Below are 26,132 nucleotides of genomic sequence, written 5' to 3' on the forward strand. Positions count from 1 at the left end.
TGCCCGCTCTCGACTTGTCTGACGATTCGCTCTCGACGGTGTCGCGTCAGACGAGCATTTTTGTGCACGTTCATCCGATCCTCCGAGAATCACTGAAGCGTCTCCACCTCAGTCTTCTCGGCAGCCAAGCCTGACCGTCGCCTTGATGCGGCCCCGCGTGCGAGCCCACAAAGAAACGGCAGGGGGCTGCTGAACGCGACCTCACGCGTGTCGGCAAAGGCATCGAGCGCCTGTGGGCCACCTACCAGGAAGATCTCCTGTCTTTGGACGAACTGCGGCTGCGGCGCGGCAATCAACGTGAGAGCGCCTCTCTTCCAGATTGTCGCCTTGCGATTGGCCGAGGCCTACTGGGGTCTGACTCGTTTCAAATGCGTGTCGAGTGCTGCGAGTTGTTTTTTGAAGCACTCGATGGCTTCCAGTACTTTATCACCCCCACGGGCCGCAATGAGAGATCCCAGAATCTCGGCAATTGCAAAAGCAGGGGTCATCGTATGAAATAATGATGGACTATTCGTCGAAACCACGACGGTGGTTTCTGCGATGCGTGCCAAAGGGGAGACCTCGCTATCAGTAATAGCAATAACTGAAATTCCAACAGAGTTGGCGTACTTTGCTAACTCAAACGTCGCCCGTGTATGCGGGTGGACACTTGCGACAAGCAGAGCGTCATCTTCACAAGCGTTTCTAATAGCGTCGCTCCCTGTGCCCGCAATCCCATCCAGCAGCACCGATTTCTCGCCGACGACACTGAGAATATATTGCAACTGCCAAGCCACTGGATGACTGGAACGCAGTCCAAGACAGTAGATCGTGCGGGCCTTAGCCAGAGATGCTGCCGCTGACACTATCCGATCAAGGGATGACGCCTGCGCAAGCTGCGCAATGTGCCTTGCGACCGAATTGAGCATCTCTGCAGCAAGCGCGTTATCGTCCCTTTGCTTTCGGTTCGCAACCTGTTTTCCTGCCATTCCAGGCAATCGAGCACCTGCATCCCGCAACGCTTCAGCGTACATGTTGCGAATATCGTCGAACCCCCGCAGCCCAAGATGCTTAGCAAGACGCGTCATTGTTGCAGGTTGTACGCCGGCTTGCCGAGCCTGTTCACGCATCGAAAGAAGAGCGACATCACATGGGCGATCGAGAATAAAGCGGGCCGCGTTCTGCAGTTGTTCCGACATTCCGTCGAAAGCCTTGAGGAGCGTCTCCCCGAGCGGTCCCTTTTCAATAGCCATGCTTACCTGTCGTTGTTGCAAATTCTGGAATTGCCGCGCTACAATGTGACAGCACCGGTAAAGCCTCCAGCGCCGCTTCGCTGCGCAATCGCATGAAACGGCGGGACGCTCGCTTTGGATAGGTACTGAGCATTACGCGCCTTTCGGTTTTCATCCTTCGGGCAAATCGTCCAACCAGCAGGCGCCCTCGCGGTCCGGCCGCGAAAAGATTTTTCCGATCTTTTCCGGGGTCTTGTTTTGGTGATAGCGCATGTACACCCGGCCATCGGCTCCGAGGTCAAGGATCTCGATCTTTCCGGTGTAATGGGACATGATGTATTTGAATGTCTTTTGGATGCCGCTGAGACGTTGGTTGATGCCGTGCGCAATCTCTAGTCCGCGCCGCAGTGTGACCTGAAAATGCGATGCGCCTTTCACCGGCCTGCCCTGGAAAAGATAATATGGGCGGACGCCTATTTGGTGACACTTGGCGAAGGTCGCCGCCAAGATTTCGGGATCATCGTTGACTTTCGCGAGAAGCACGGCCTGGTTGAGGAACTGCACGCCCTGTGCGCGCAAAGAGCGAATGTTGCGTTCCGCATCGACCGAGATTTCACCGATGTGGTCGAAATGTGTGACGACCATTGCGGCCTTACCCGCTTCATGAATCCGGTGAATCAAGGCCGGTAGAGCGTGATCTTCGAACCGCTTCGGCTCATAAGCGAGCATTTTTGTGCCGAATCGAATCGAATCCAAATGTGGGATCGGCAGCAGTTGATCGAGGATCTCGTTCAGCTTGCCGGTGCTAAGCACGAACGGGTCACCACCCGATAACAGCACGTTCGTCATCTCAGGATGGTCACCAATATATTGCGCAATCTGTGCGAAATCAGGTGCGATTTCGTCCGAGTCGTTACCGACAATGCGTTTGCGAAAGCAATAACGGCAGTACGAAGCGCAAAGGGCGGTCACCAGTATCAATCCCGTCTGGGCATACTTGTGCTGAAGTCCGCGCACCACCGTGTTGTCGTGTTCGCCGCTCGTATCCAGATTGCCGGGGCTGTCGAACTCCTTAAGTGAGGGCTCCACGATGTACTTAAGCTGATCGTAGTAACCGCTGCTGGTGATCTGTTCACGGTAGAATTTTGTGACATGATAACGCGTAATTCCGTTAGCTCGCAGCTCACCTTCGGTAACGACGCGCGTTCGCTCGATAAAATTCATGAGAGTCTGGGCTCCGGCCGGAGTTAAGGAAAGACAATTAGCAAGCGTGAGTCGGCGCTGAGTCCCGCGCGACAACCGCGCCAGCGTCAACGGGTAACCCGCCGGCAGATTCACGAACACCGTCGTCCCCGCAACGCCGGCTCAGCGTCTTCAGCTGTGCGGCCAGTTCCTCGCGCAGCGCGAAGTCGACGTGGCAGCACCTGTAGCCCTGCTGCATCGGACGCGGCCGGTTCGTCGGCAGCTCTAGCATCTTTGATGTGTCCGCCAGTATCCACCAGTATGCCGGCTGACGCCCAACGCCCGCCCTCGCTGAGCAACTGCGCTGCCAAATGGCGTGGTCCGCATACCTCATTCGCAACGGCTCCTGCCGGTTCGTGGCCGCGGCGTAGAGCTCCCTAAGTTCGCGGGCCAGGATCTTTTCCGACCGGTCGTCCACGACCATCTGGTCCATAGTGATCAGCAGCACATGATGGTTGGCCGCCTGTGCTCCATGGAGCTTCAGCTCCGCGAGTATCACTTCCGCGTCCGCTGCCGCTGCCAGACCGTCCTTCGCCGGGAAAGTGACGCATAGCACCTCATCATGCGCCACCAAAACGCCCAAGGCCGCCGTCTCATCGAGTTCGCCGGGAAGCGATAGCTCCATCTGGATGCGACAGATCTCGCAACCGCACGCCAGACGCCACAATAACCACACCCCCTGCTGAGGAAATGACAGCAGCACCCGCAACCGACGCGCCAAAGCTACAACTGGCGAGACCTCACTCGAGAGTGCAGTGTCTATGGCAATGATTTGGATCGTTAGGGCAAGTTTCATGTGGCCCTCCTTGGCCGGAGGCAGCGAAACCGTTGTGGTCGTATCGCGTTCCTCGGCATGTTACTGTGCAATCGGCATGCCACCGGAGAGGTTGTGCAAGCAAAAGGGCAAAACCCTCCGTTCAGCGCCGCACTTCCGGAATACTTGCGCCTCAGCATGTCGGGTTCCGAACATTGACGTCGTCCACTCGACACTGCTCAATACACCGACGTCCAAGACGGTCGTCATTCGGCACTCATGGGATGTTTTCTTCATCCATTCGTCGACGCGTTTGGTTGTGGGCTCGTCGGTTTGTGCCCAAAACGACCACGGTGGGCCGGCCAGCGCGCTCAAGATCGAAAGTTAAAATCGGGGCCGTCGCGGGCATCGATGGCGAGGAGAGGCGTTGTCACTTCGCTTGAAATCTGGCCACGCGTTTTTCCAGCAGGTCGGCGCACTCAGGCTCACTCGCGGCCACGGCTTGCGCATGTGGCGTTCGCCGGCTCAGGGCCCTTGTCCATGAGCGCGCGCAGGTTCATTGTATCGTCCGTCAACGGTGGTTACTTCGAATCAGGCTGGCGTCAGCAACCCAGCCGATGACCGCTGCTCGGAGCCCCGCGATCAATGCTCGGCTTCAAATCGGCCTCGCAGCCATCTACTTGTACGCGACTACGACGAGACGCGGGCCATAGGGTGTAAACTCCGCGCCTTCCTGTCCATAGGCTTCAACAGAATCGAACCCCGCATTTTGCAACATACGAACGCATTCGGAATACCCATATTGTCTGACAGAAAGACGCATACGTCTCACGGAACCGCCACGGACGACGATCCTTTCGCAGTTTAGACGATCGGTCAGCGGGTCGTTGTTGATTGTGTCAATCCTTAAATCATCGTCGCGTTGCACGACGTCACAGCTAGGCGACTGCTCGCGCAGCAAAAAGAAGCGATTTATCTGATCGATCAGCAGACGACCGCCCTTTCGAAGTGAAGCAGCGGCTTCACGAAGGACTCTCTCATTATCGGCTTCATCGAAATAGCCAAACGTAGTATACCACAGATAGGCTGCGTCAAACCGATCCCGCCAGGGAAGTGAGCGCATGTCGCCAAGAACATACTCAACATCCACAGTCCGTTCAGCCGCATCCGCTTCCGCTTTTTTCAGCAAAGTCGGCGAGGCATCCAAGCCGGTTACTCGCGCGCCTTTTTCCGCCAACCGATTGGTAATCCGGCCATAGCCGCATCCGAGTTCAAGAACTGGGCTGCCATGTTCAAGTGAAAGAAGCTTCCAAATTGCTCCTGCTTCCCGGTCGCTTTTCTCACGCGGATTGACGAGGTCCGCGAAATGCAAATAATCTTCACTGAAGTATGTTTCAAGTTCGGATAGGGAATGTGGGGGTGTGGCATCGTTCATGTGAATCATCCGTTCTGGGGTGGCTTCGTTTAGGTTACATGATCTGCGAAAGAGGCTATCTCCACGCCCGCTTTGTTTCGCACGTGACCGGACATGTTGAAAGTGAACAATTGTCAATATTTCGTTAAGTTTGTGAAATGACTGACAGGTCAGGGAGCACCCTGTGAAGGTTTGCTTTTCTAACCTTGCGTCTCCGCAATAAGCAGCAGCGTTGCGGAACAAGCATAATCGGCGCTCCCAGCCCGCTTCTCTCGGTGCGGCTCGAAGGCGAGTATCGCAAGTGGAGGAAGACTCCATCCAGAGAATTGTCGATTGATGTGGAAGCTGACGAGCGGTTTGGCTGGGTAACTGGTCGGATCGAAGCCTCATGATAAAAGGCCGCCTCGGGTAGTCGAGCGATCCAGCGGGCCGAACGCGAGGGAAGCCTGAGCAGACCTCTGGTCGGTGAGGCTGTGAGTTCCGAAGTCATCGAGGATGAGCAGTTGCGCGCGGGTGAGTTTGTCGATGAGGCGTGGGGGTGTTGTCACGTAAACCGTGCGTCAGCATTTGCTGCATAGGGACGGCGGCATGATAATGCCTGCCATCAGCTACAAGCGCCATCGTTTCCCGCCGCAGATCATCGCCCATGCGGTCTGGCTCTACTACCGGTTACCCTTGAGCCTGCGTCTGGTCGAGGAAATGCTGCTGGAGCGCGCCATCGTGGTCTCCTACGAAACGATCCGCCGCTGGGGCAAGAAGTTCGGGCCCGATTATGCTCGCCGCTTGCGCCGCAAGCAGCCGAGCCGCGATGACATCTGGCACCTGGACGAAGTCGTCATCACCATTGCTGGCCGAAAACACTGGCTATGGCGCGCCGTCGATCAGGACGGCTAGGTCCTCGACGAGATCGTCCAGAACCGCCGCAACACCAAGGCGGCCAAGCGATTGCTGACGCGCCTGTTGAAGAAACAGGGCGTCGCACCGAAGCGCATGATCACTGACAAGCTGCGCTCGTATGGGGCGGCCAAGCGTCAGGTGATGCCGGACGTCGAGCACCGGTCACACAGTCGAGCACCGGTCACACAAAGGATTGAACAACCGCGCCGAGAATTCCCATGTGCCGCTGCGAAAACGAGAGCGGGTGATGCAGGGCTTCCGGTCGCCAGGAAGCCTGCAGCGTTTCGTCTCGATCTTCTCGGCTCTGCGCAACCTCTTCGTTCCACCTCGCTCAAAACGCTCCGCTCTCGCCACACATATTCACCGCCTGCAGGCCATGGCGGAATGGAAAGTCGTAACCGTGGTCAGCTGACAACAGCGCCGTAGCTCTCAGCGCGTTCATAGCCAGAAAACGTGACATCGCCGCTGCGCAAGCTCGAATACATCGTTCCCGATGCGATCGCGTCAGATGCCGATACGCTGGTCACCGTCGGGGGCGTGCAGTCCAACCGCACCCGGATGGTGGCAGCGGTCGCCGACAAGATGGGCATGAAAGCAGCGTGTTGGAGCGTCCATACCAGGCAGACATCTTTTGTTGGATTTTCGACATTTCAGAGGGCGGAAATATGTAGTGCTAGCGCTAACATGTTGCTTCCAAAAGAACTATCTGCTTTCGGCACGGTTCTCGCATAGTTATCCATATATGCGTCACGGACTGTGGAGAACCCGTCCAATTTCCCCTTTCCCGCCCGAGAGAAGTGCCGATGAAACCTGTACTGCAAGAGATGATAAGACCCGAATTCGCTGACGCCGCATGGCAGGAGCGCAGTGCTGTTACTCACGTGGACCAGTTGCGCGAGTTGATGGGAGGCGGCGCCAACGGCAACCTGATACAAGACGTTGAACTCGGCCTCTCGCGCGCGCCTATGGCGATGCGGATCACACCCTATGTTCTGAACCTAATCGACTGGTCGAACTTCCTCCAAGACCCAATCCGCAAGCAGTTCATACCCGTCGGAAGCGAGATTCTTCCATCTCACCCGTTAATAAGAATGGATTCGCTACATGAACAAGAAAGTTCGCCTGTAGATGGATTGGTGCATCGCTATCCTGACAAGGCGCTTTTACTCGCGACGGATCGTTGCCCGGTCTATTGTCGTTTTTGCACCCGAAGTTACAGCGTGGGCCTAGATACTCGATCGGTGTCGAAGAAAAGGGCTTCGCCATTTCAAACCCGATGGGATGCTATCCTTGCGTATCTTCGTGCAACCCCCGTCATCGTTGATGTGGTGGTTTCGGGAGGGGACTGCTTTCGACTGAGTCCTTCTAAATTTTTGGCGATTGGCAGGGGACTTCTGTCCATCTCCTCAATTCGCCACATCAGATTCGCTACGAAAGGTCTCGCCGTACTGCCTATGAAAGTCACGAGCGATCATGAATGGACTGATGCTCTTGTCAATATTAGCGACGCTGGCCGGAATCAGGGCGTAGACATCTCACTTCATACCCATTTCAACCACCCGCGAGAAATCACCCACTACACGATCGCGGCTGCAGAACTTCTTTTCAAGCGCGGAATAAGGATGCGCAATCAGTCGGTTCTGATGGCTGGCGTCAACGACGATCCCCTGGTCATGAAAGTGCTAGTCAAAAAACTCTCGCACCTGCATATACAGCCGTACTACGTGTTCGCTTGTGATCTTGTCGACGGACTCGAGCACATGCGCTGCTCGATCAGCCTTGCTTGTCAGATAGAAAAGGCAGTACGCGGCATCACGGCTGGGTACAACACCCCGTTGTTTGCTGTCGACACGCCCGGGGGCGGCGGAAAACGCGACATTCACAGCTTCGAGCATTATAATAGACAGACAGGGATTGCTGTTTACCGGGCTCCTTCTGTCCGGCCGGAGCAGCTGTTCATATATCCGGATCCTTTGCAATCTTTATCACGAAATGCGCAGGCCGCGTGGTTAGATCCCCAGCGCGCCAAACGCATGCTGACCGATGCGGTTCAGGCTGCTCAAGCCAGATCGGCGGCGGGTTGAATAGACGACTCTGCGGCACACTGCATCGCGCATGAGCACTGCCTTCCTAGGAGAGTTTATGGAATCTGTTTGCCGGGAGCATGTCGAAAGATTGAGCGCGGGAGCTGCTGCGGAAGTTCTTTGTAAACACCATCTTGTCGAGGCCGTTTCAACAGAAATATGGCACCTCGGCAGAACCGACCCATGTTCATGAAAGGAGTTTTGGCATGCCGAGACCACAAATTAAAAAAACCACTTCTATCATACTAGACGACGTTGGCTGCGCAAGGCGACTCAATGACCATAATGTAAAAGTCCGCGACGTAAGTGAAGATAAAGGGCGCGGCGTGTTCTCGGCTCGCGACTTCATGCCGGGCGAGGTCGTTGTCATTGGGCTGATTGCCCGTCTGGAGACGGCTCGAACGACAGACTCCATTCAACTGGAGCGGGATGTCCATGCTCTCTTTGAGCAACCAGCTGTCATTATCAACCATTCTTGCGACCCCAATTTGGCAGTTGTTCCTAATCGATTTGGAGCCTACGACTTCGTGGCGATCCGTGAAATATTCACTGATGTCGAAGTGACATGGGACTATGCGACCTCAGAGTTCTCGTGCCTCGGGGTATCAGTCTGTCTCTGTGAGGCGGAAAACTGCCGAGGTGCAGCTGGAGGTTTCGCCACGTTGCCTCACGACCATCCGATGGTCGTATCCGGACTGTACGCACCGTATCTTAATGAGAAGGTGGGCAACCGCCGAAGACGATAAGGGTGTTTTCCCCTTTATCGGTTCCTAGGCTAGTGCGCGTCCATAAACGGCTGTTTTCCCGGAGTTTTCAGTGGTCTTTGGCCTGCTGAAGCGATGTTTTGGGGACGCGTGATGGTACAAGGGCATGGAGGTTGCGGCCGGGGGTCGATCTGGCGGCAATGGGGTCATGGGGTATCGGCCGGCGCTCGCCGGCGTGCTCCTGAACGCAGCCCGATGACTGAGCAGCGCGCAGCGCAGCACAGCCTCCGCCGGCAGGCCCTCGCGGCCGGTCTCCTTGAGATCGTGCCGGCGCAGGTCCCGCGTCACCAGGCTCAAAAGCTCGCGATGCTCGTCCAGCCATTGCGACATGGCTTTCAATTCACAGCCGATCTCGTGTCCGGCGAAAAGATCAAATACACTGGATTGGACGGTGCGTTCTTGGCGCATTGTCGGCTCCGGCGGTGGCAGAAACGCTTTGGAATCAGTGGCTTGATCTCGAAGTGTATCTGAACCCGCCGGGCCTTGCCTACCAAAAATCAGGATTCATTCAATAATATCAGCAGCTTGCCGTTTATGGACGCGCACTAGGCTAGACCAAGGCGTATCCCCCGCAGACAGTCCCGGCGCGGCGCTGCATTACGCAGGACTGCGCGTTGATGGAGAGATGCTCTTGCTTGGCCTTGAAGCTGCGGTGGCAGGAGCGTTTCGATCTCCTGGCCCCAGCTCTTGACCTTGTCCCTGCCCTTGCAGCGCGTCATCAAACCTGACGCCTCTTCGTAGAGCGCGCGCCGCACGTCCGCTTCGTCAGCCTTCGAGATGCGACCGTCAACGTCGATCGAAGAGCCCGGCTGCCAGCCGCGAGGTCAGCCCGAAAAGGCAACGTGCGGCAGTTGATTTCAGACGTGGCAAACTCTCCCATTGCTTTGATCGCGATCAGGCTACTGACGTAAAAGGACCGCAACACGACGGTTTGCGCATTCGTGTCAGGAGGAAAAGCCCCACGGCAGCCGATGCGGTGCAGCTGAGCGATGCGCAGGACCCGCGCCTCGGACAGGATGCCGCGCGCCCAGCCGCCCTATGATGGGATTTGGCGGCAGGTTTATCGCGACCGGGGCGCTTTTATCGGCCCGTGAGATCTATGCACGATCGCCGGTCGACTGATGCTTGCAGGCTTCGCACTCGCCGGATGTTCGAGCGAACAGGGCTTGCATCGACGCAAAGATAGCCAAGGGCGAGGTTGTTCATGTCAACGCCTCCCTGATCCGCGCCGATGTCAGCTGGGGAGGGCTCGCGGTGTGGCACATCGAGGCAATGAGCAACGTCTGCAGCCAAACCGTATGATCACCCACAAATTGCACTCTTAGAGGCCGTTTGGAAAATCGAGGGTTGGGGTTTTGCGGTCAGGCGATTTGTGTTCAAGCTGTGGATGTGGACCAAACAGAGCCGTGGGCGGATGGCCCAGATCGCCAAGAAGACCAAGCGTTACCCGTCTGATTTGACGGACGAGGAATGGGACCAGATCGCCCCGCTGATGCCCAAGCCCGGGCGTCGGGGCCGTCCGCGCGAGGTTGATTTCCGGGAGGTGATCAACGCCGTGCGCTACCTGGTCCGCTCCGGTTGCGGCTGGCGGATGCTGTCGATCCACTTCGGGCCTTGGCAGACGGTCTATGGCTGGTTCCGTGAACTGGCGCGGCGCTTTCTGTTCCAGACCATCCACGACGTGATGCTGATGCTGGATCGCGAGCGGGCTGGGCGCGAGGCCAGTCCCACGGCGGGGGTGATCGACAGCCAGTCGGTGAAGGCTTCAGCCCCTGGCGTGCAAAGAGGCTATGACGCCGGCAAGAAGATCGTCGGCCGCAAGCGCCACATTGCAGTCGATACCGACGGGCGGCTCCTGATGGTCAACCTGACGCCAGCCGACATCTCCGACAGCGCTGGCGCGCAGGCCGTTCTCGACGGCATCCGCAAGCGCTGGCCTTGGGTGAAGCATCTGTTCGCCGACGGCGCCTACGATCGGCTCAAGCTCATGGACAAGGCCGCCTATCTCGACTTCGTCATCGACATCATCCGCCGATCCGACGACCAGAAGGGCTTCCAGGTTCTGCCCCGCCGCTGGGTCGTCGAGCGCACCTTCGGCTGGATGACCCGATGGCGACGCCTCGTGCGCGACTACGAGCAGCGCATCGATGTCTCTCACGCCATGATCCTCGTCGCCATGGGCGGCAACCTCCTACGAAGAACCGCTCATCCGTGAATTTCCAAACGGACTCTTACGGGGCGGCGCCAAAACGCCAGCTGATGCCAAACGTGGAACACCGCTCGTAGCAACGCATCCTTCAAATAAACTTCATAGAATCTTTGCGACCGCAAATTGCTAATAATGCTACCTTCCCCACAACGTGTGAGGCCGGGGCGCGGCTCGAAAAGCTGACGCCAACTTATTCTAGGCCGTCGCACAACATGCAATGGAGATAAAATCCAATGGCAACAAGAGCGATCATCCTGCTTGACGGCCTCGTTAATGAAACTCTACTATATGTTCGAGCGGCCCGACGTCTTAGTCTTCATCCAATTATGCTGTCAGCGGATCCAGGTCGGTACGGCTATATTGCAACTGAAAGCATTGAGGCGATCCGGGTAGATACAGACAATCTCGATGCGCTGATCTGCGAATGTTCCCGGCTAAATGGGACGTATGACATTGTTGGCATTACGTGCGCCGGGGACTCGTTCTATGCCACAGTTGGCAAGCTCTGCCAATATTTCGATCTGCCGGGACCGAACCCCGCATCCATTGAAAGATGCTGCGACAAATTCGTCCAACGTCAGCTCCTCGCGGAGGCCGGCGTTCCGGTGCCTGCTTACCGCTTGGCTGCGGATGCGACGGACATAGGAAGCTCTGCCGCGGAGATTGGGTTGCCGGTAGTTCTTAAGCCAGCTGTGGGCAGCTGCAGCAGCGGTGTCAAATTGTGCCGCAACGCCGATGAGGTGGCCGAACATACGACCTATCTCTTTGGTGGGAAGCACATATGGCGGTCCTCGCCGAGGGTAATGGTCGAAGAATTTGCAAATGGCCCATTCTATAGCGCTGACATCATGGGAACTGAAGTCGTCGGGGTTGAGACAGTTGACTTCGATCGCCCACCGCATTTCGTTTTTCGTCAGTTGACCTTTCCGGCCCCGCTAACTGATGAGGAGTATCAAAGAATCGCCGATGTTTCGCGGAGCTGTTTGCGAGCTCTCGGCCTTGGCTGGGGGCCAACGAACATCGAATTCCGCTGGACAAAGCGTGGTCCAGTCGTCATCGAGGTCAATCCACGCCTTCCGGGTGGGCCCAATCCTCGGCTGGTTCAACTGGCATACGGTATCGATCTCTTCACCGAGCACATCAAGCTTGTCATCGGCGACCAATGGAATTTACGCAGAACGAATTCGCACACCGCGGTCGCGCGGCGCCTGATTCCTGATCGGGACGGCATCTTCGATTGGATCAATGGCGACACCCGGGCAGCTGCAGTACCAGGTGTCGTAGAGGTGAAATTGGAGATTGAACCTAAGACGCCGATCGTCAGGAAAGGCGATTGGGGCGACTGTATCGGATCCATCATCGCCGTTTCACCCACACTTGCTGGGACTGAGGCAATACTTCAGACTGCCGTTGACTTAATCGATTGGTCAATCACACCATTTCCGACCGACGGCGGCGAGGAACAATCCGCGGAGCAAGGACTTTCATCGCGTCCGAACGGTTCCGTTGCGAACTCCAGCTAACAGCGCGAAGGCAGGTTAAGCGTTATCCGGCGCTCATACGCGCGAGGAATGTTAAACTTGGATGCCAGCCGTATTGCAAGGAGAGATTGAACTTTGGACGTGTGATCAAGTGCGGACTTGTGTCATGCCTGTCTCAGGTGCGGCCATTCACATGCCGCAGGCCGATATAGTGATGCGCGGCAGGTCCCAAAATCTGGCGAGCTCATGCAGCATCGAGATTGTCGGGAATTCCGTGTGCGGGCGGGCTTAATGGGTAATAAGCATTCCCACTATAACCGACGCAAAGAACCTGCTGGATACCGAATGATCTTCTCGAGCAGCTTCTATAGCAGGAGGGCAGCCGTGCTGCCTTCGAACAGGGCTTCCTGGGGCGGCGAGCGCCTTCTCGGCATGCGGCGCGGTTCGAGGAAGCTCGGGAAGTAGGAGCCCTTCCTGAGCTTGGGAACGCGAAGTTCGACGGTTCCCCGCTCGCATCTCCCAATCCCGCTCGCGCCGCAGCAGAAACTCTTTGGAAATGGCTGTCGGAGCCTTCTCGTGCAGTTCGACGAAGGCGAACTTCGAGGTCGTCCGGTCGATGGCGACGAACATGTGTAACTTGCCCTGTTCGGTTCGGAACTCCGCGATATCAATGTGGAAGAAGCCGATCGGATAGGCCTTGAACTTCTTCTTCGCCGGCTTGTCGCCCTCGACATCCGGCAATCGGCCGATGCCGTGGCGCTGCAGACAGCGGTGCAATGAAGAGCGCGTCAGATGCGGGATCGTCGGCTGCAACGCGTAGAGGCAATCGTCGAGCGGCAGCAGCGTGTAGCGGCGGAAGGCCACAATAACGGCCTCTTCTCCGGCAGACAGAACCGTCGATCTCGGCTCCCTGGGGCCGGCGGGCAGATCGGCGGTCGAACTCCGCTTCTTCCATTTCGCTACCGTCTTGGGGTTGATGCCATAGCGCTTCGAAAGCGACCTCAGGCTCGCTTCACTATGTTGTATCGCTCGACGGGATCGCCTCTGTCGTTGTGGCGCTCCCATGCAGAACCTGGCCCATAGTGCATCCTTTGATTCGGACGACAATGATGAACCGTCAAAGCCTTGGATCAAACAGCTAGAAGGCGGCGGGTGGGGTCGCCGAACGACGCTTGTGGGTGAAGAAGGGCCGCTCGACAATCGCGGTCCGGACCTTGAGCTTGCGCCATCCCAGTTCGCGAAGCGTGTAGATCTCGACCCACAGATTATCGTTGTCCTTGCCGACATACTTGCTCTGGAGCGAGGCGATCGCGATATTGCGCTTGGCGGTGGGAGACCAAGCCGCAGCCGTGACATGGCCGATTTCCTTGTTGCCGTTCAGGTAGACGAGGGAATCGACGGCGGGGACGTTGCCCTCAGTATCGAGACCAACGAGGGCATAGCGCGAGCTGCCGCTGTCACGTTCGCGCAGGAGAGCTTTCCGGCCGGTAAAATGCGCGGCCTTGTCGAAGGCGATCATCCACCCGAGCCCGATTTCAAAGGGTGAGCGCCTCCGTTCGGCCCGGATAGCCGTGGCGGCGCTGACGAAATCCGAATTCGTCGCGATGAATCCGGCTTCGAGCCGCGCGAGGTTAAGGGCGTTGCTGCCGATGGATGTGATGCCGTAGAGCGCGCCGGCATCGAATAACCTGTCCCAGAGGCCAAGCGCATTGTCCGGCGACAGGACCAGTTCATAGCCAAGGTCGCCGGTGAAGCCCGTGCGCGATACCATAATGGCTGCTTCGTCGATCACAAAATCGCGGATGCCGAAAGGCTTCAATGTCTCGATGCCGGTAAAGCCAGCCTCCTTTAGGACGGTGCAGGATGTCGGTCCCTGGACGGAAAGGCCGGCAAAATCCTCGCTGACATCGCCGATCGAAACGTCGAAGCCGACCGCGCTGTCGCAAAGCCAAGCGAAATGCCGCTCCTGGCAGAACAGAATGAATTCGTCGGCGCTGCGGCGGAATAAGGTCCCGTCGTCGATCACCTTGCCGTCGTCGTTGCACCAAGCGGTATATTGCACCCGTCCCGGTGCGAGTTTCGTGATGTCGCGCAGGGTCATCTTATCGAGCAGGGCGGCCGCGTCGGGACCGGTGATCCTGTATTTCACCATCGGCGTGATGTCGAAGACCGATGTCGAATTGCGGATCGAGAAATACTCCGTCGATTCATTGGCGATCACGCCGGCGGCTAGATAGCCGGCCCAGCCGTGCCAATCATGCGTCGTCGAGAGTTCGGAGATGCGCGGGTAGAACGGGGTCTCCTGCAACGGCTTGCGGAAATGGTCGCGAGGAAAGGATTTGTGCATCTGATCAGCGCTTGTCATCACGCGGCCCTCTGTTTGAGGATTCGCTTTGCTGCATTGAGGCCGGCGAGGCCCCTGATCCCGCCGCCGGGATGGCTGCCGGCGCCGCAGAGCCACAGGCCCTTCAGCGGAGTCTCGTATTGCGCCGTCTCGGGTACCGGCCGGAGCATGAACATCTGGTCCACCGCGAGTTCGCCGTGATGCCAGTGACCGCCCGGCAGGCAGTAGCGAGCCTCGAGATCCGCCGGGGTAAGGACTTCGGTGCTGACGATCTGCCGGCGCAGGCCGGCGGAAACGGTATCCAGCGTCGCGAGAACGCTTTCCAGGAAGCCAGCACGCTGCTCCTCATTCCATCCGCCCTTCAAGGCATAGGGCGCATAGATGGCGTTGATGGACAGGACGTGATGCCCCGCCGGAGCAAAGCTCTGATCGGTCACGGTCGGGACGACGATCTCCAGCGCCGGATTGGGCGAGAAGCGGCCGTATTTGGAGGCATCGAAAGCCTTTTCGAGCGCGTTGATGCCCGGAGCGACAAGAAACCGGCCGGCCATGCCCTTGCCGTCCACGCCGTTGAAGCGCGGCATGCCGTTCAGCGCGATGTGGACGCGCGCCACATTGCCTCTCGCGCGGAAATTCCGGACGCGGCGGACGAACTCGGTGTCGAGATGTCTCGGACCGACGAGGTCGAGCAGGGTCTGACGGGGATCGGTGCCTGATACTACGAGTTTCGCGGCGATCTTCTCGCCGGAGCCCGTCAGCACGCCGGCGACACGGTGGTCCTCGATCAGGATCTTGTGGACCTTGACATTGGTCTCAACCGTGACGCCGGCGGCTGTGGCGGCCGCATGAAAAGCCTTGGCGACCGCTCCCATTCCACCCTTGGGAAGCGCGACGGCGCCCTGGACGCCCCCTACCTGGCCGGCGAGACGATAGAGCAGCGTCAGGAGCGTGTTCGGCGAGCGGGGCCCGAAATGGTTGCCCAGCACCGCGTCGAAGGCGAGCGCGCCTTTCAAGCGATCGTCCTCGATCTCTTCTTCGAGCACGTCGGCGATATTCATCAAGATCATGCGCAGCAGTTCGCGCATGCTCTCGCGACCCAGCCGTCGGATCGAAAGCCCCAGTTTTCCGAGCGTAATCCAGTCCGCGAGTTCACCGTTCTTCAGGCGTGGCGGCGTTTCGGACAGCATGCGTCCGAGCGTGTCGGCCAGCTTGAGAAGCTTGGCGCGCAGCTTCCGCCATGCGGCGAGATCGGCCTTCGACAAGTCGCCGTCAATCGTATCGCCGAAGCCGCCCCGCATCACCAGATTGCGGCCGTCCGGCGAGAGGAGTGTGGTCGGCAGTATGGCCGGGGAAAGCTCCAGGCCATGACGTCCTAGATCGAGCGCGGCGATGACGGCGGGGTCGATCTGGTTGACGATATGCGCGACCGGGGAGACCTTGTAGCCCGGCGCGAACTCCGCCGTTCGCGCCGCGCCGCCGATCTCGGGGCCGGCCTCGAGCACCAGGACCCGGTGCTTCGACTTGGCCAGCAGGGCGGCGCATGCGAGGCTGTTGTGGCCGGCGCCGATTACGATGATATCAAAGGATCGCATAGGCATCGCTCACCACAGTTGTGTTCCGCTTCAGGTCGATGAGAATTTCTTTCGCCGCATTGCGGCCGGGGGCGCCCATGACGCCGCCGCCGGGATGGGTCGACGATCCGCACATATAGAGGCCGGAGATCGGCGCCCTGTACTGGGCATAGCCGGGGATCGGGCGATTGAAGAGAATCTGGTCGAAGGTCAGTTCGCCCTGGAAGATGTTGCCTTCGGTCAGGCCGACCTCGGCCTCGATCTCGCGCGGGGTGCGAACCTCCATATGCAGGATCTTCGAGCGGAAATCGTCGGAATAGTCGGCAATCTGGCTGACCACGGTCTCGGCGAAGGCGTCGCGATCGGCGTCGGTCCAGTCCCGGCCCTCGACCTTGGGCGGGCAATATTGCACGAAGCAGCTCATGAAATGCTTTCCCGGCGGCGCCATTGTCGGATCGACGGTGGTGGGAATCACCAGGTCGATGAAGGGATCGGCCGACCATTTGCCGGCCTTCCAGTCGTCACAGGCCTGCTCCATGCGTTCGACCGTATCGGTGAAATGCAGGTCGCCCTTGATGCAGGGCGATCCCTTCGGCAGGGCGCGGAATGTCGGCAGGCCGTCAAGCGCGATGTTGAGCTTGCCCGACGAGCCGCGGATCTTGTAGTTGCGCACCTTCTTCAGGAACGTGTCCGGCAGTTCCTTCTCGTCGACATGCTTGAGGAAGGTCCGCTTGGCGTCCATGTTCGAGACGACGATCCGGGACCGGACCTCCTCGCCGTTTTCCAGAACCACGCCGACCGCGCGGCCGCCGCGCACCAGGAACTTGTCGAGGCCGGCGTTCAGCCGGATCTCGCCGCCATAGGACTGGAGCGATTGCGCCAGCGCCCGCGTGATCGCGCCCATGCCGCCCCGGGCATAGCCCCAGGCACCGATCGTGCCGTCGACTTCGCCCATGTAGTGATGGAGCAGGACATAGGCCGTTCCAGGTGACATCGGCCCCAGCGCCGTGCCGATGATGCCTGAAATCGACAGCTTCGCCTTCAGCACTTCCGTCTCGAAATATTCGTCGAGGAAATCCGAGATCGACATGGTCCAGAAACGCATCATGTCGCACATTTCGCGTTCGGTCAGGTCGTGCAACTTCTTGCCGATATAGAGCAGTTCGGAAACGTCGCGCGGGCGGAACGAAGTCGGGTCTGGCGGCGTGCGCATCAGCATCGGCTGGATGAAACGGCACTGGCGGATCAAGTCGGCCGCATAGCGTTCGTAGGCCTCGGCGTCCTTCAGCGAAAAGCGTTCGAGTTCGCGCCGATGCGCGTCGTGGTTCCGGTAGCTCGCGAGCGCGTCGCCGTCCTGGGTCAGGACCGCACCGCCTTCGAAAGGAAGGATCTGCAGGCCGTGACGCGGCAGGTTGAGGTCGCGAATGATTTCCGGGCGTAGCAGGCTGCACACATAGGAGCAGTTGGAATAGACAAACCCCGGATAATGCGAACGGCTTGTAGCCGCGCCCCCGACCCAGTCGTTCTTCTCGATGACGAGAACCGATAACCCCGCCTTGGCGAGATAACACGCGTTAACGAGGCCGTTGTGACCGGCTCCCACGATGATTGCATCATAACTCTTGCTCATATTGCCCTCACTCCCAGAGCGGCCTGTGTCTTTTCGAATCCGTGCAGCAGACGGATCAGATTTGCTCCCAGCGAGGGGTAGACATAGCCTCCCTCCTGGACGAGCACGGTGGGCAGGCCGGCCCTGCCGACCATCTCGCCGATCCGGGAAAATCCGCCGCCGGTAACCTTCAGCCCGCCGAACGGGTCTTCTTCCGACGCATCGAGGCCCATGGCCAAAATCAGGGCGGATGCCGAGAAGCGATCGATTACGCCTATCGCGATCTCGAGCGCGCGCAGGAATGCGTCGTCGCCCGAGCCGCGTTCGAGCGGAATATTGATGTTGGCGCCTTCTCCCTCGCCATGGCCGACTTCGGACGCATAGCCCGAAAAGAAAGGATAGAAGCGCTGCGGATCGGCATGGATGGAGATCGTCATAACATCGCCGCGCTCATAGAAGATCTCCTGCGTGCCGTCCCCGTGATGCAGGTCGATATCTAGGATGGCGACGCGATCGTATCGGCTTCGAAGGATCGCGGCTGCAATCGCCGAATTGTTAAGGTAGCAGAATCCAGATGCGGTATTGCTCGATGCGTGGTGCCCCGGCGGCCGGCAAAGGGCATAGACATACCGCTCGCCTTCGAGAACGAGATGGGCCGCAGTGGCTGCGACATTGGCGCTCTCGCCGGCCGCCTCGAATGTATGCGCCGAGATCGGGCAGGCGGCATTGGTCAGGTGAAAGCCCGCTTGGCCTTCAACCGCCTGCGGATAGGCGCCGCGCCCGCGCCCGACCGCATGCACATTCGGGATGATCTCGACCGCGTTGGGATCCACATATTGCCACCTGTCCCAACTGGTCTCGAGAAATTTTAAATAGTCGGCGTCGTGGACAGCCTCCCGCGCGCCGGGGCCGTAATCCTTCGGCGGGACGACTTCACAACCCGCAGCTCTGGCCGCCTTGAGCAGGATATCGGCGCGTTCGGGCACTTCCGGATTCGGGACATCGAAGCGGCTGTTCAGAAAGTGGCGCGGCTGGTGCAGCCGATGTTTGTCGGAATAGACGGTCTTCATGAAATTGCCTGTGAGGCCTTGCGGTTGAGCGCGAGGCAATAGACGGCATCGCCGTCCTTGAATTCTCCCGTCGCGACGAAACCGAGCGAATGATAGAGGCGTGTGGCCATTTCGTTTCCCGGCGTGACCGCCAGCATGATCTCGCGGCAGGCGGTCGTCTCGACGAGAAGAGCGATCGCAGCTTCGACGGCGGCTCGTCCATAGCCGTGGCCCTGGTGCTCCGCCCCGATGATGACACGGTGGATCCAGCTCGATTTGTCGTCCGGCTTGAGGACGATATGGCCGACTACGCGCTGGTCGACCTCGACGGCGAAGGGCAGGAGCTCCGGCACGTAGGCGCATTGGGCGAGCGAGAAGGCGGCCGTGAACACGAAAGCCGTCTGGCGCTCCTGAACCTTGAGCCAGGCACAGGCTTCCCAGTTGTGGGCGTCGACCTCAACCAGGGCCAGAGTCGATGAAGTCATGGCGCTATTCCTCCGGCACGAGACAACATGCGGATGCATGCAATCCAAAGCGGGGATCTCGGGGCCGGCGCTGGGCCAGATCCAGAATGAATAGGCCAGGACGAAGGCCAGTAGGCACACGAGCAGCGCGACCACTACGGCGAAGGCTGGGAACGGCAGTGCGGGCGCTGCCGTCGATGGCGCGTTTCATGACCATTGCGAGGTCTCGCGATCGAAGGTGGCCGGATTCGTCGACAAGATGACCTGCTGCAAGCGGGGCTTGTCGACCTTATCGCCATTCGCTGTCATCGGAAGCGTTGGCAGGTAGGTGATGAAGCGCGGCACCTTGAAGGGGGCCAGCGCGGTGACGCAGTGCGCGGCGATCGTCGCGGGCGGCAGCGCGTCGGGGGCGGCTTCGTCGCCGAGGACGATGCAGGCCCTGACTTCTTCTCCGCGCCGGTCGTCGGCAACGCTGACGACTGCGACCTGGCGTACCGCTTCGAGCTTCGAAATCACATGCTCGACCTCATAGGCCGAAATGAACTCGCTGCTTCGGCGAATGACGTCGTTGAGACGACCCTCGAACCTGTACCAGCCCTCCTGGTCCATGGTGAAGAGGTCGCCGGTCCGGAACCAGCCATCGACATGCGCGCGTTTGGTTGCGTCCGGCCGGTTGTTGTAGCCGAGCGAGATGCCAGGTCCGCGAACCCAGAGCTCGCCGAGTTCGCCGGCGGCAGCCGGCTGGTTGTCGGGACGCAGGATCTTCACTTCGCGAAACGGAGCGGGAATGCCGCAGGTGGCACTCTTCGCCTTTTCGGTCGCGGCACGCGGCACATAAAGCACGGCGCCCAGCTCCGTCGTGCCATAGGCCTCCCGCGCGATGGTGCCGAACCGGTCCTCGATTTCCTGGCGGCGGGCGGGATTGATGCCGAAGCCGTGGACGAGTCTAAGCTCGTTCTCGCGATCGTCGGCCTTTTGCGGCTGCCGCAGCACGAGTTCCGGGAAATTGCAGTAGTTGATGCCGAGGGTCTTGATCCAGTCGAGCAGCCGTGTCGAGCTGATGCGCCGGGCGCAGCAGAAGGTTGCGCGGTTGAACATGGACATGATTAGGACGTACAAAGGCTCCATGTAGAAAAGCGGTTGTGGAACCAGGAGCTTGTCGAGCGAGGTCTCGATTTCCTCGGCGACAACCCAGCCGAGCTTCAGCCAATATTCATGCGTCAGCAGGCAGCCCTTCGGAAAGCCTGTCGTCCCCGACGTGTACTGGATATTGGCGAGATCGCCTGTCTGCACGGGTTCGTCGGCAATTCCGGTAGCGGTGTCCGATACCAGTAGTTCGGACCAGCTCACTCCGCCGGGCAGGGCGCCTGCGCCGATCGTCACCGTAGCCCGGAGTTTCGGCATGGATTCGCACGCCAGCAGCTTCTCGTGCAGGTCCTCGACCGTGATCAGGATATCGGCACCTGAATCGCCCAGCATGAAATCGATTTCGCGCGTAGTGGAGTTGGGGTTGATCGGCACGGTGACGGCACCGAGCTTGAGCAAGGCGAACCAGGCGACGAGGTTTTCGAGGATATTGGGCGTCATCAGTGCGACCCTGCTCGCCTTGCGGACCCCTAGCCCCTTCAGTCCCTGCGCCGCCTTACTCGCATCCGCCGCAAAGTCGCCATAGGTGATCTGCCGACCGTCTTCGAAGAAATCCATCGCGATCCTGTCGGCGGAATCCGACGCGCAGGTCTCGAGCAGCTCAAAGAGGTTGTTCGGCAATAGAGCCGCTTCCACGCGGCGGCGCAGAGCCTCCGGCCCGGCATTCGGCTGTGGGATGCTTACTCGAAACATGGCGTTAAGATCGTCCTTAGGAATTGACGTTGAATTCATTTTCAATTATTCGTCTTTGCCAGCAGCTGTCAAGGGGCCCGCGAAGCAACGGTTCCTGCGGTCCAACCACAAGAGGTGCCTTTTGCGTTTTAGAGATCATGTCGCCAAACTCGTCGAGGAGGCAGCCAGCGCTCCCAAAGGCGACAGGACACGCCTCCGGCTAAAGCTCGGTGCGATCGACGTCCTGGAGCAGATCGGCTATTTGGACGCCCGCATTCCCGACATCGCGCGCGGCGCGGATGTGGCGGTCGGGACCTTCTACACGTACTTCCTGGACAAGAAGGCCATCACGGTCGAACTAATGACCGAGCTGGTTACGTTCCTTGACGACCAGAACCGACTGGCCATCGGCGGTTCCGATCCGTTCTCCACGGTGCTGGCCAAGATCACGCAATATGTGCGGGTCTACAGCTCCAATGCAGGACTGCTCCGCTGCCTGCAGCAGCTCTGCGATATCGACAGCGACTTCCAGGCGCTGTGGAACGACACCAACCACCGGTTCTCCCGAATATTCGCCGACGGCATGACGCGTCGCCAGAACAAGAAGATCGAACGCGAGCTTCTGCAACTGGTCGGCTACGGGCTGGCCGCCATGGTCGATGAACTGTTGCGGTTGATCTACGTGGTCAAGGATCCCCGGCTCGTGGCCTTGGTCGCCTCGAACGATCACGCGGCCGAAGTCCTGTCGGTGCTCTGGTATCGCGCCGTCTACGCGCAGGATCCGCCAGCGGAACGGCTTCGTTTCGCAGACAATCTCCTCGCCGCCAACCACATGTTCAATGTCGAGGAACTCGCGGGGGTCGACGAAAACCGGGCACATCAGAAACGCGGAGAACAGAAATGACCGTTCACCAGGAGACCGTGCCTTTCTCATTCGAGAGCGCCGATTCTTTCGTCGGCAAGAGCATCGGCGCATCGAAATGGCTCGAGATCGATCAGAAGCAGGTCGATACATTCGCGAAGGCGACCCTCGATGACGACTGGATGCACATCGATCCCAAGCGCGCGAGCGAGACGGTCTACAAGGGCACGATCGTCCAGGGTTTCCTCGTCCTGTCGCTACTCACTCAGTTCTGGCACAAGATGGGTGTCGCCGATCCGAGCCTCGACCTAGCCCTGAATTACGGTCTCGACCGGGTGCGGTTCACCCAGCCGGTGCCCGTCGGCTCGCGCATTCGCCTGCTGACCAGCCTGTTGTCGGTCGAGCCGCGAGGGGACGGCAGCAAACTGCTCACCACGCGAAATACTGTGGAACTCGAAGGCTCGGAAAAGCCGGCGATGGTCTGCGACTGGAGGACGTTGTGGTTCAAGAAGATCTGATGCCGCCGCGCGTCAAGGAAGTTCGCGCTGCATCCGTCATGCCGGGCGTCGGCTTGCTGCTGATCGAAGCTCCTCCGTTGAATGTCCTTGCCACGCCCGTCATAGCGCGCCTGGCGGCCGAACTCGACCGGTTGGAACGAGATCCGAAGGTGCATTCTATTGTCATTGTCGGCGTCGGCAAGCACTTCAGCGCCGGCGCGGATATTGAGATGCTCGATGTGGATAAGGTGCCGCCGGGGCTTTCCGTCCGTGCCTTCGTTGAACGGGTTGGCCGGTGCGGCAAATTCGTCATCGCAGCAATCGAGGGGATATGTCTGGGCGGCGGCCTGGAGATCGCTATGGCCTGCGACCTCCGGGTCGTGGCGCAATCGGCTACGCTGGGATTGCCGGAGATCAAGCTCGGCCTGATCCCGGGCGCCGGAGGCACCCAGCGGCTTTCCCGATTGATCGGCATCGACAATGCATGCGCCCTGATAACCTCGGGCGAATCCATCACCGGCCTGCAGGCTGCGCAACTCGGGCTCGCCGATATAGTCGATGAGTCCCCCCTGGAGCGGGCACTGTTTATCGCCGGGGAAACTACGGCTCGGCCCAAAGCGCGCACGAGCGATAGAAGCGTGGCGACTCCTGTCGGCAATTTCGTTCCATCCAGACGCGTCCAGCCCGGCTTCGCGGTGAATAAGGCGACCGATGCGATAGAGGCCGCCCGATCCCTCGATTTCGATCGGGGTCTCCAGCGGGAGGCGCATAATTTTGCGCTTTGCCTGCAGTCACCGGCGGCGCAAGGCCTCATCTACCTGTTTAAGGCTGAGCGGCAGGGAAGGTCCGCGGAGGCGGCCAAGCCTACTATTCCGTCCCAGGTCGCCGTCATTGGCGGCGGCGCCATGGGCCGGGGCATAACCCTTGCATTCCTGGATGCAGGCCTGAGGGTCACTGTCGTCGAGCAGGATGCGGAGCGTTTGGCGCATTCCAAGCAGCTCCTCGACGAGCATTTCGAGACATCCGTCCGACGGGGCCGCCTCAGTGCGCAAGCTCGTCAACAATTCGACGAGCGGCTGGCCTTCTCCCACCAGTTGGAAGCCGCGGCGGCGGCCGATTTCGTCGTCGAAGCCATCGTTGAGAACATGGCCGCGAAATGCGCGCTGTTTACAAACCTCTGCAGGATCTGCAGCAGCGACGTTATCCTCGCCAGCAACACGTCGAGCCTCGACATCGACCTGATAGCCGACAACGTTCCCAATCCCGAGCGGGTTGTCGGTTTGCACTTCTTCAGCCCGGCGAATGTGATGCGATTGGTAGAAATCGTCGTCGGCCGACGCACCGACGATGCGGTTGTCGCCACCTGCATGGCGATCGCCAAGCTTCTGCGCAAGGTGGCCGTTACGGTCAAGGTCGGTCCAGGGTTCGCCGCCAACCGCATGCTCGCCGCCTACTTGCGCCAGGCGACGCTGCTTTTGGAGGAAGGCGCCGAGCCTCAGGATGTCGACTCTGCGCTGCATCAATTCGGTTTCGCGATGGGACCCTTCGCCGTCTACGACCTTTCGGGAAACGATGTGGCGCTGAAAATGGCGCAGGAAAATCCTACCCTGGCACGGGAGGCGGGCCGCCAAACGCCGTTGCTGGAGCGCGTCGTCGCGCTGGGCCGGCTGGGACAGAAATCCAGCCTCGGCTGGTATCGCTACGAAAACGGCAGCCGCGAGCCACTTCCCGACACGCAGATCTCGGAACTGCTCGCGCGGCGGGCTGACGAAATGGGGATCGCAAGGCGGGCGATTTCGCAGAGGGAGATCCGGGCGCGATGCCTCCACGCCATTGTCAACGAAGCCTGCCTCATCATGGAAGAGGGGTTGGTCGAGCGCGGCAGTGACATCGACGTCATCTGGACGTCGGGCTTCGGTTTCCCGAAGGAGCTTGGCGGACCCCTTTTCTGGGCCGACCGCTTCGGGCTCGCCGACCTGGTTTCCGAGATGGAGCGCCTTTTCGACAGGTCAGGCGTCGTGCCGGCCACATTGCTTCGCCGGGCGATGAACGAGCGCATCGCGCTCAGCACATGGAGATGTCAGAAATGAGGGAAGCGGTCATCGTTTCTACCGCGCGCACGCCGATCGGCAAGGCGTTTCGCGGTGCCTTTAACGCTACGCATGGCGCAACCCTTGCTGGGCACGCGATCCGTGCCAGCGTCGAACGCGCTGGTGTGGCACCCGAGGACATCGACGATGTGATCCTCGGTTGTGGCATGCCGGAGGGCGCGACGGGCCGCAATATCGCGCGGCTTGCAGCGATACGTGCAGGCCTTCCTATCAGCGTTTCAGGCGCGACGGTCAACCGGCTCTGCAGCTCGGGCCTGCAGGCAATCGCCTTCGCGTCGCACCGGGTCATGCTGGGCGAGGCGGATATCATGGTCGCCGGCGGTGTCGAATCGATCAGCCTGGTCGAACCGTTTATGAATACTGCAAGCGAACGGGAGGAATGGCTTTCCATCCACAAGCCCGATATCTGGATGCGGATGATCGACACGGCGGAGAATGTCGCGGTCCGCTACGGCGTTTCGCGCGAAACCCAGGACCTCTATGCATTAGAGAGCCAGAAGCGCACCGCGGATGCGCAGGCTGGCGGACGCTTCTCTGAGGAAATCGTGCCGATCGAAGTCACGATGAAGACCAGGGACACAACCCGCGCCGAGACCGCAGAGGTCAACATCACGCTTGATAGAGACGAGGGCAACAGGCCCACGACCACCCTCGACCAGCTGGCCGCATTGAAATCCGTCTCGAATCCGGACGGCAGCATAACCGCAGGCAACGCCAGCCAGCTGTCGGACGGCGCGTCGGCCTGCGTGGTGATGGACGGCAGGGCGGCGGAACGAAGGGGACTTGAGCCGCTCGGGTTCTTCCGGGGCATGGCCGTTGCCGGCTGCGAACCCGCCGAAATGGGGATCGGACCGGTTTTTGCGGTGCCGAAGCTATTGAGCCGTCACGGGCTCACGGTCGATGACATTGATCTCTGGGAGCTCAATGAAGCCTTTGCAGTGCAGACGGTCTATTGCCGCGACAGGCTCGGCCTGCCGTCGGAGCGGCTCAACGTCAACGGTGGCGCCATCTCGATTGGTCATCCCTATGGAATGTCGGGCGCACGCATGGCAGGACATGCCTTGCTCGAGGCGAAGCGGAGGAACTTCAGACATGTGGTGGTTACCATGTGCGTGGGCGGCGGCATGGGTGCGGCGGCGCTGTTTGAGGCTGCGTAGCGCCCTCTAGAACATCGGCGCACTTCGATTTCCCCAACTCACCCCCGTTGCCTCACCTAAGCGCGTTATGGGAGTCTGTCGATGCGAACGTACACAGGTGTTGTCTATCCATTCCAATGTGACGCAATGGGCCACATGAATGTTCAGCATTATGTGGCAGCATTCGACCAAGCGATGTGGCACCTGGTTCGGTCGCTGGGTTATTCCATCGAAGCACGAGTAACCAGAAACGAGGGCTGGGCGGATGTACGTCACGACATGAACTTTCTGCGGGAGCTCAGGTCAGGGGACCTCTTCTGCGTTGTGAGTAGCGTTGTCGAATGCGGCACCAGATCTTTGACTACGTGCCATAGGATGCTGGACTCGAACGACGATCTGGCAGCGACGGACGAGATAAAATCCGTCTATTTCGATCTGGCAGAGCGTAAGGCAATTTCGCTGCCAGATCACATCAGAAATGCGGCGCATGAGGTGTCGGCCAAAAGAATGCTCGATCGAGAGCTTACGTCATTCGCATGACAGGCAGCGCTCAGCCCGCTGGGCATTCCTCGGTGTCCACACGGACGCGAGCAATACCAGTCACATGCGTCCTTC

The 26,132-nt window shown here is 59.4% G+C and carries 19 protein-coding genes and 6 pseudogenes; 11 read left to right on the forward strand and 14 right to left on the reverse strand.

Annotated elements, in window-relative coordinates:
• Window positions 1-344 precede the first annotated feature (344 nt).
• From RQ479_RS23595 to RQ479_RS23610, 4 genes are all read right to left on the reverse strand, one after another.
• Window positions 345-1,226 (reverse strand): MurR/RpiR family transcriptional regulator, encoded by an 882-nt coding sequence (locus tag RQ479_RS23595; RefSeq protein ID WP_128288757.1) that lies wholly within the window; start codon window positions 1,224-1,226, stop codon window positions 345-347.
• Between the two features lie 156 nt (window positions 1,227-1,382).
• Window positions 1,383-2,435, reverse strand: coding sequence for a KamA family radical SAM protein (locus tag RQ479_RS23600; RefSeq protein WP_128288747.1), 1,053 nt, complete (start codon window positions 2,433-2,435; stop codon window positions 1,383-1,385).
• Between the two features lie 37 nt (window positions 2,436-2,472).
• Entirely contained in the window at window positions 2,473-3,249 is a 777-nt protein-coding gene (locus RQ479_RS23605; protein ID WP_128288746.1) for a condensation domain-containing protein, read from the reverse strand.
• A gap of 634 nt (window positions 3,250-3,883) precedes the next feature.
• On the reverse strand, window positions 3,884-4,642 hold the full coding sequence (locus RQ479_RS23610) for a class I SAM-dependent methyltransferase (protein ID WP_164895663.1): 759 nt from the start codon (window positions 4,640-4,642) through the stop codon (window positions 3,884-3,886).
• Between the two features lie 573 nt (window positions 4,643-5,215).
• Here RQ479_RS23610 and RQ479_RS23615 point away from each other — a divergent pair.
• The 4 genes and pseudogenes from RQ479_RS23615 to RQ479_RS23630 all read left to right on the forward strand — a co-directional run bounded on the left by RQ479_RS23615 (window position 5,216) and on the right by RQ479_RS23630 (window position 8,348).
• Window positions 5,216-5,930: pseudogene (locus RQ479_RS23615) on the forward strand (IS6 family transposase).
• A gap of 53 nt (window positions 5,931-5,983) precedes the next feature.
• A pseudogene (locus RQ479_RS23620) lies at window positions 5,984-6,112 on the forward strand (aminocyclopropane-1-carboxylate deaminase/D-cysteine desulfhydrase family protein); the annotation flags it as partial.
• A gap of 209 nt (window positions 6,113-6,321) precedes the next feature.
• Window positions 6,322-7,602, forward strand: a complete 1,281-nt coding sequence (locus RQ479_RS23625) for a KamA family radical SAM protein (protein WP_128288744.1) — start codon at window positions 6,322-6,324, stop codon at window positions 7,600-7,602.
• A gap of 206 nt (window positions 7,603-7,808) precedes the next feature.
• Complete coding sequence (locus RQ479_RS23630) at window positions 7,809-8,348, forward strand: SET domain-containing protein-lysine N-methyltransferase (protein ID WP_128288743.1); 540 nt, start codon at window positions 7,809-7,811, stop codon at window positions 8,346-8,348.
• Between the two features lie 219 nt (window positions 8,349-8,567).
• Here the strand turns inward: RQ479_RS23630 and RQ479_RS23635 are convergent.
• Window positions 8,568-8,774 (reverse strand): annotated as a pseudogene (locus RQ479_RS23635) (ISNCY family transposase); the annotation flags it as partial.
• Window positions 8,775-9,015: 241 nt separating this feature from the next.
• Window positions 9,016-9,203, reverse strand: a pseudogene (locus RQ479_RS23640) (IS110 family transposase); the annotation flags it as partial.
• 550 nt (window positions 9,204-9,753) lie between these two features.
• Between RQ479_RS23640 and RQ479_RS23645 the strand changes: the two are divergent.
• The gene (locus RQ479_RS23645) at window positions 9,754-10,581 is read left to right on the forward strand and encodes an IS5 family transposase (RefSeq protein ID WP_376702821.1); all 828 of its coding nucleotides are present in this window, start codon (window positions 9,754-9,756) and stop codon (window positions 10,579-10,581) included.
• Between the two features lie 227 nt (window positions 10,582-10,808).
• On the forward strand, window positions 10,809-12,098 hold the full coding sequence (locus RQ479_RS23650; protein ID WP_128288741.1) for an acetyl-CoA carboxylase biotin carboxylase subunit family protein: 1,290 nt from the start codon (window positions 10,809-10,811) through the stop codon (window positions 12,096-12,098).
• A gap of 369 nt (window positions 12,099-12,467) precedes the next feature.
• Here the strand turns inward: RQ479_RS23650 and RQ479_RS23655 are convergent.
• The 8 genes and pseudogenes from RQ479_RS23655 to RQ479_RS23690 all read right to left on the reverse strand — a co-directional run.
• Window positions 12,468-12,590, reverse strand: a pseudogene (locus tag RQ479_RS23655) (transposase); the annotation flags it as partial.
• 6 nt (window positions 12,591-12,596) lie between these two features.
• A pseudogene (locus RQ479_RS23660) lies at window positions 12,597-13,137 on the reverse strand (IS481 family transposase); the annotation flags it as partial.
• 57 nt (window positions 13,138-13,194) lie between these two features.
• Window positions 13,195-14,421: an aminomethyltransferase family protein gene (locus RQ479_RS23665; RefSeq protein WP_245486644.1), complete on the reverse strand. Its 1,227-nt coding sequence runs from the start codon at window positions 14,419-14,421 to the stop codon at window positions 13,195-13,197.
• Complete coding sequence (locus RQ479_RS23670) at window positions 14,421-15,992, reverse strand: NAD(P)/FAD-dependent oxidoreductase (RefSeq protein WP_128288740.1); 1,572 nt, start codon at window positions 15,990-15,992, stop codon at window positions 14,421-14,423. The genes RQ479_RS23665 and RQ479_RS23670 overlap by 1 nt, the downstream gene beginning before the upstream one ends.
• A complete protein-coding gene (locus tag RQ479_RS23675; RefSeq protein ID WP_376702822.1) occupies window positions 15,979-17,601 on the reverse strand; it encodes a phytoene desaturase family protein in 1,623 nt (540 codons plus the stop codon). The genes RQ479_RS23670 and RQ479_RS23675 overlap by 14 nt, the downstream gene beginning before the upstream one ends.
• Window positions 17,598-18,650 (reverse strand): histone deacetylase family protein, encoded by a 1,053-nt coding sequence (locus RQ479_RS23680; RefSeq protein WP_128288738.1) that lies wholly within the window; start codon window positions 18,648-18,650, stop codon window positions 17,598-17,600. Before RQ479_RS23680 ends, RQ479_RS23675 begins: the two co-directional genes overlap by 4 nt.
• On the reverse strand, window positions 18,647-19,114 hold the full coding sequence (locus RQ479_RS23685) for a GNAT family N-acetyltransferase (RefSeq protein ID WP_164895662.1): 468 nt from the start codon (window positions 19,112-19,114) through the stop codon (window positions 18,647-18,649). Before RQ479_RS23685 ends, RQ479_RS23680 begins: the two co-directional genes overlap by 4 nt.
• A gap of 186 nt (window positions 19,115-19,300) precedes the next feature.
• Entirely contained in the window at window positions 19,301-20,932 is a 1,632-nt protein-coding gene (locus RQ479_RS23690; protein ID WP_164895661.1) for a class I adenylate-forming enzyme family protein, read from the reverse strand.
• A gap of 121 nt (window positions 20,933-21,053) precedes the next feature.
• Between RQ479_RS23690 and RQ479_RS23695 the strand changes: the two genes are divergently transcribed.
• From RQ479_RS23695 to RQ479_RS23715, 5 genes are all read left to right on the forward strand, one after another.
• Complete coding sequence (locus tag RQ479_RS23695; RefSeq protein WP_164895660.1) at window positions 21,054-21,815, forward strand: TetR/AcrR family transcriptional regulator; 762 nt, start codon at window positions 21,054-21,056, stop codon at window positions 21,813-21,815.
• The gene (locus RQ479_RS23700; protein ID WP_128288734.1) at window positions 21,812-22,291 is read left to right on the forward strand and encodes a MaoC family dehydratase; all 480 of its coding nucleotides are present in this window, start codon (window positions 21,812-21,814) and stop codon (window positions 22,289-22,291) included. Before RQ479_RS23695 ends, RQ479_RS23700 begins: the two co-directional genes overlap by 4 nt.
• Window positions 22,273-24,360 carry a 3-hydroxyacyl-CoA dehydrogenase NAD-binding domain-containing protein gene (locus RQ479_RS23705; protein WP_376702823.1) on the forward strand — a complete coding sequence of 696 codons (2,088 nt, stop codon included), beginning with the start codon at window positions 22,273-22,275 and terminating at the stop codon, window positions 24,358-24,360. Before RQ479_RS23700 ends, RQ479_RS23705 begins: the two co-directional genes overlap by 19 nt.
• Window positions 24,357-25,538 (forward strand): acetyl-CoA C-acyltransferase, encoded by a 1,182-nt coding sequence (locus RQ479_RS23710; protein ID WP_128288732.1) that lies wholly within the window; start codon window positions 24,357-24,359, stop codon window positions 25,536-25,538. Before RQ479_RS23705 ends, RQ479_RS23710 begins: the two co-directional genes overlap by 4 nt.
• Before the next feature lie 174 nt (window positions 25,539-25,712).
• The gene (locus RQ479_RS23715; RefSeq protein ID WP_376706009.1) at window positions 25,713-26,057 is read left to right on the forward strand and encodes an acyl-CoA thioesterase; all 345 of its coding nucleotides are present in this window, start codon (window positions 25,713-25,715) and stop codon (window positions 26,055-26,057) included.
• The last annotated feature ends 75 nt before the right edge of the window (window positions 26,058-26,132 follow it).

Origin of the sequence: Mesorhizobium sp. ISC25, from assembly GCF_042295465.1 — a bacterium.
GTDB lineage: Bacteria > Pseudomonadota > Alphaproteobacteria > Rhizobiales > Rhizobiaceae > Mesorhizobium.

Coding starts and splice junctions, on each gene's coding strand:
- RQ479_RS23690 (WP_164895661.1), bottom strand. CDS start 20,932: ATGTTTCGAGTAAGCATCCCACAGCCGAATGCCGGGCCGGAGGCTCTG.
- RQ479_RS23650 (WP_128288741.1), top strand. CDS start 10,809: ATGGCAACAAGAGCGATCATCCTGCTTGACGGCCTCGTTAATGAAACT.
- RQ479_RS23600 (WP_128288747.1), bottom strand. CDS start 2,435: ATGAATTTTATCGAGCGAACGCGCGTCGTTACCGAAGGTGAGCTGCGA.
- RQ479_RS23625 (WP_128288744.1), top strand. CDS start 6,322: ATGAAACCTGTACTGCAAGAGATGATAAGACCCGAATTCGCTGACGCC.
- RQ479_RS23665 (WP_245486644.1), bottom strand. CDS start 14,421: ATGACAAGCGCTGATCAGATGCACAAATCCTTTCCTCGCGACCATTTC.
- RQ479_RS23710 (WP_128288732.1), top strand. CDS start 24,357: ATGAGGGAAGCGGTCATCGTTTCTACCGCGCGCACGCCGATCGGCAAG.
- RQ479_RS23670 (WP_128288740.1), bottom strand. CDS start 15,992: ATGCGATCCTTTGATATCATCGTAATCGGCGCCGGCCACAACAGCCTC.
- RQ479_RS23645 (WP_376702821.1), top strand. CDS start 9,754: ATGTGGACCAAACAGAGCCGTGGGCGGATGGCCCAGATCGCCAAGAAG.
- RQ479_RS23685 (WP_164895662.1), bottom strand. CDS start 19,114: ATGACTTCATCGACTCTGGCCCTGGTTGAGGTCGACGCCCACAACTGG.
- RQ479_RS23605 (WP_128288746.1), bottom strand. CDS start 3,249: ATGAAACTTGCCCTAACGATCCAAATCATTGCCATAGACACTGCACTC.
- RQ479_RS23630 (WP_128288743.1), top strand. CDS start 7,809: ATGCCGAGACCACAAATTAAAAAAACCACTTCTATCATACTAGACGAC.
- RQ479_RS23610 (WP_164895663.1), bottom strand. CDS start 4,642: ATGAACGATGCCACACCCCCACATTCCCTATCCGAACTTGAAACATAC.
- RQ479_RS23675 (WP_376702822.1), bottom strand. CDS start 17,601: ATGAGCAAGAGTTATGATGCAATCATCGTGGGAGCCGGTCACAACGGC.
- RQ479_RS23680 (WP_128288738.1), bottom strand. CDS start 18,650: ATGAAGACCGTCTATTCCGACAAACATCGGCTGCACCAGCCGCGCCAC.
- RQ479_RS23715 (WP_376706009.1), top strand. CDS start 25,713: ATGTGGCACCTGGTTCGGTCGCTGGGTTATTCCATCGAAGCACGAGTA.
- RQ479_RS23700 (WP_128288734.1), top strand. CDS start 21,812: ATGACCGTTCACCAGGAGACCGTGCCTTTCTCATTCGAGAGCGCCGAT.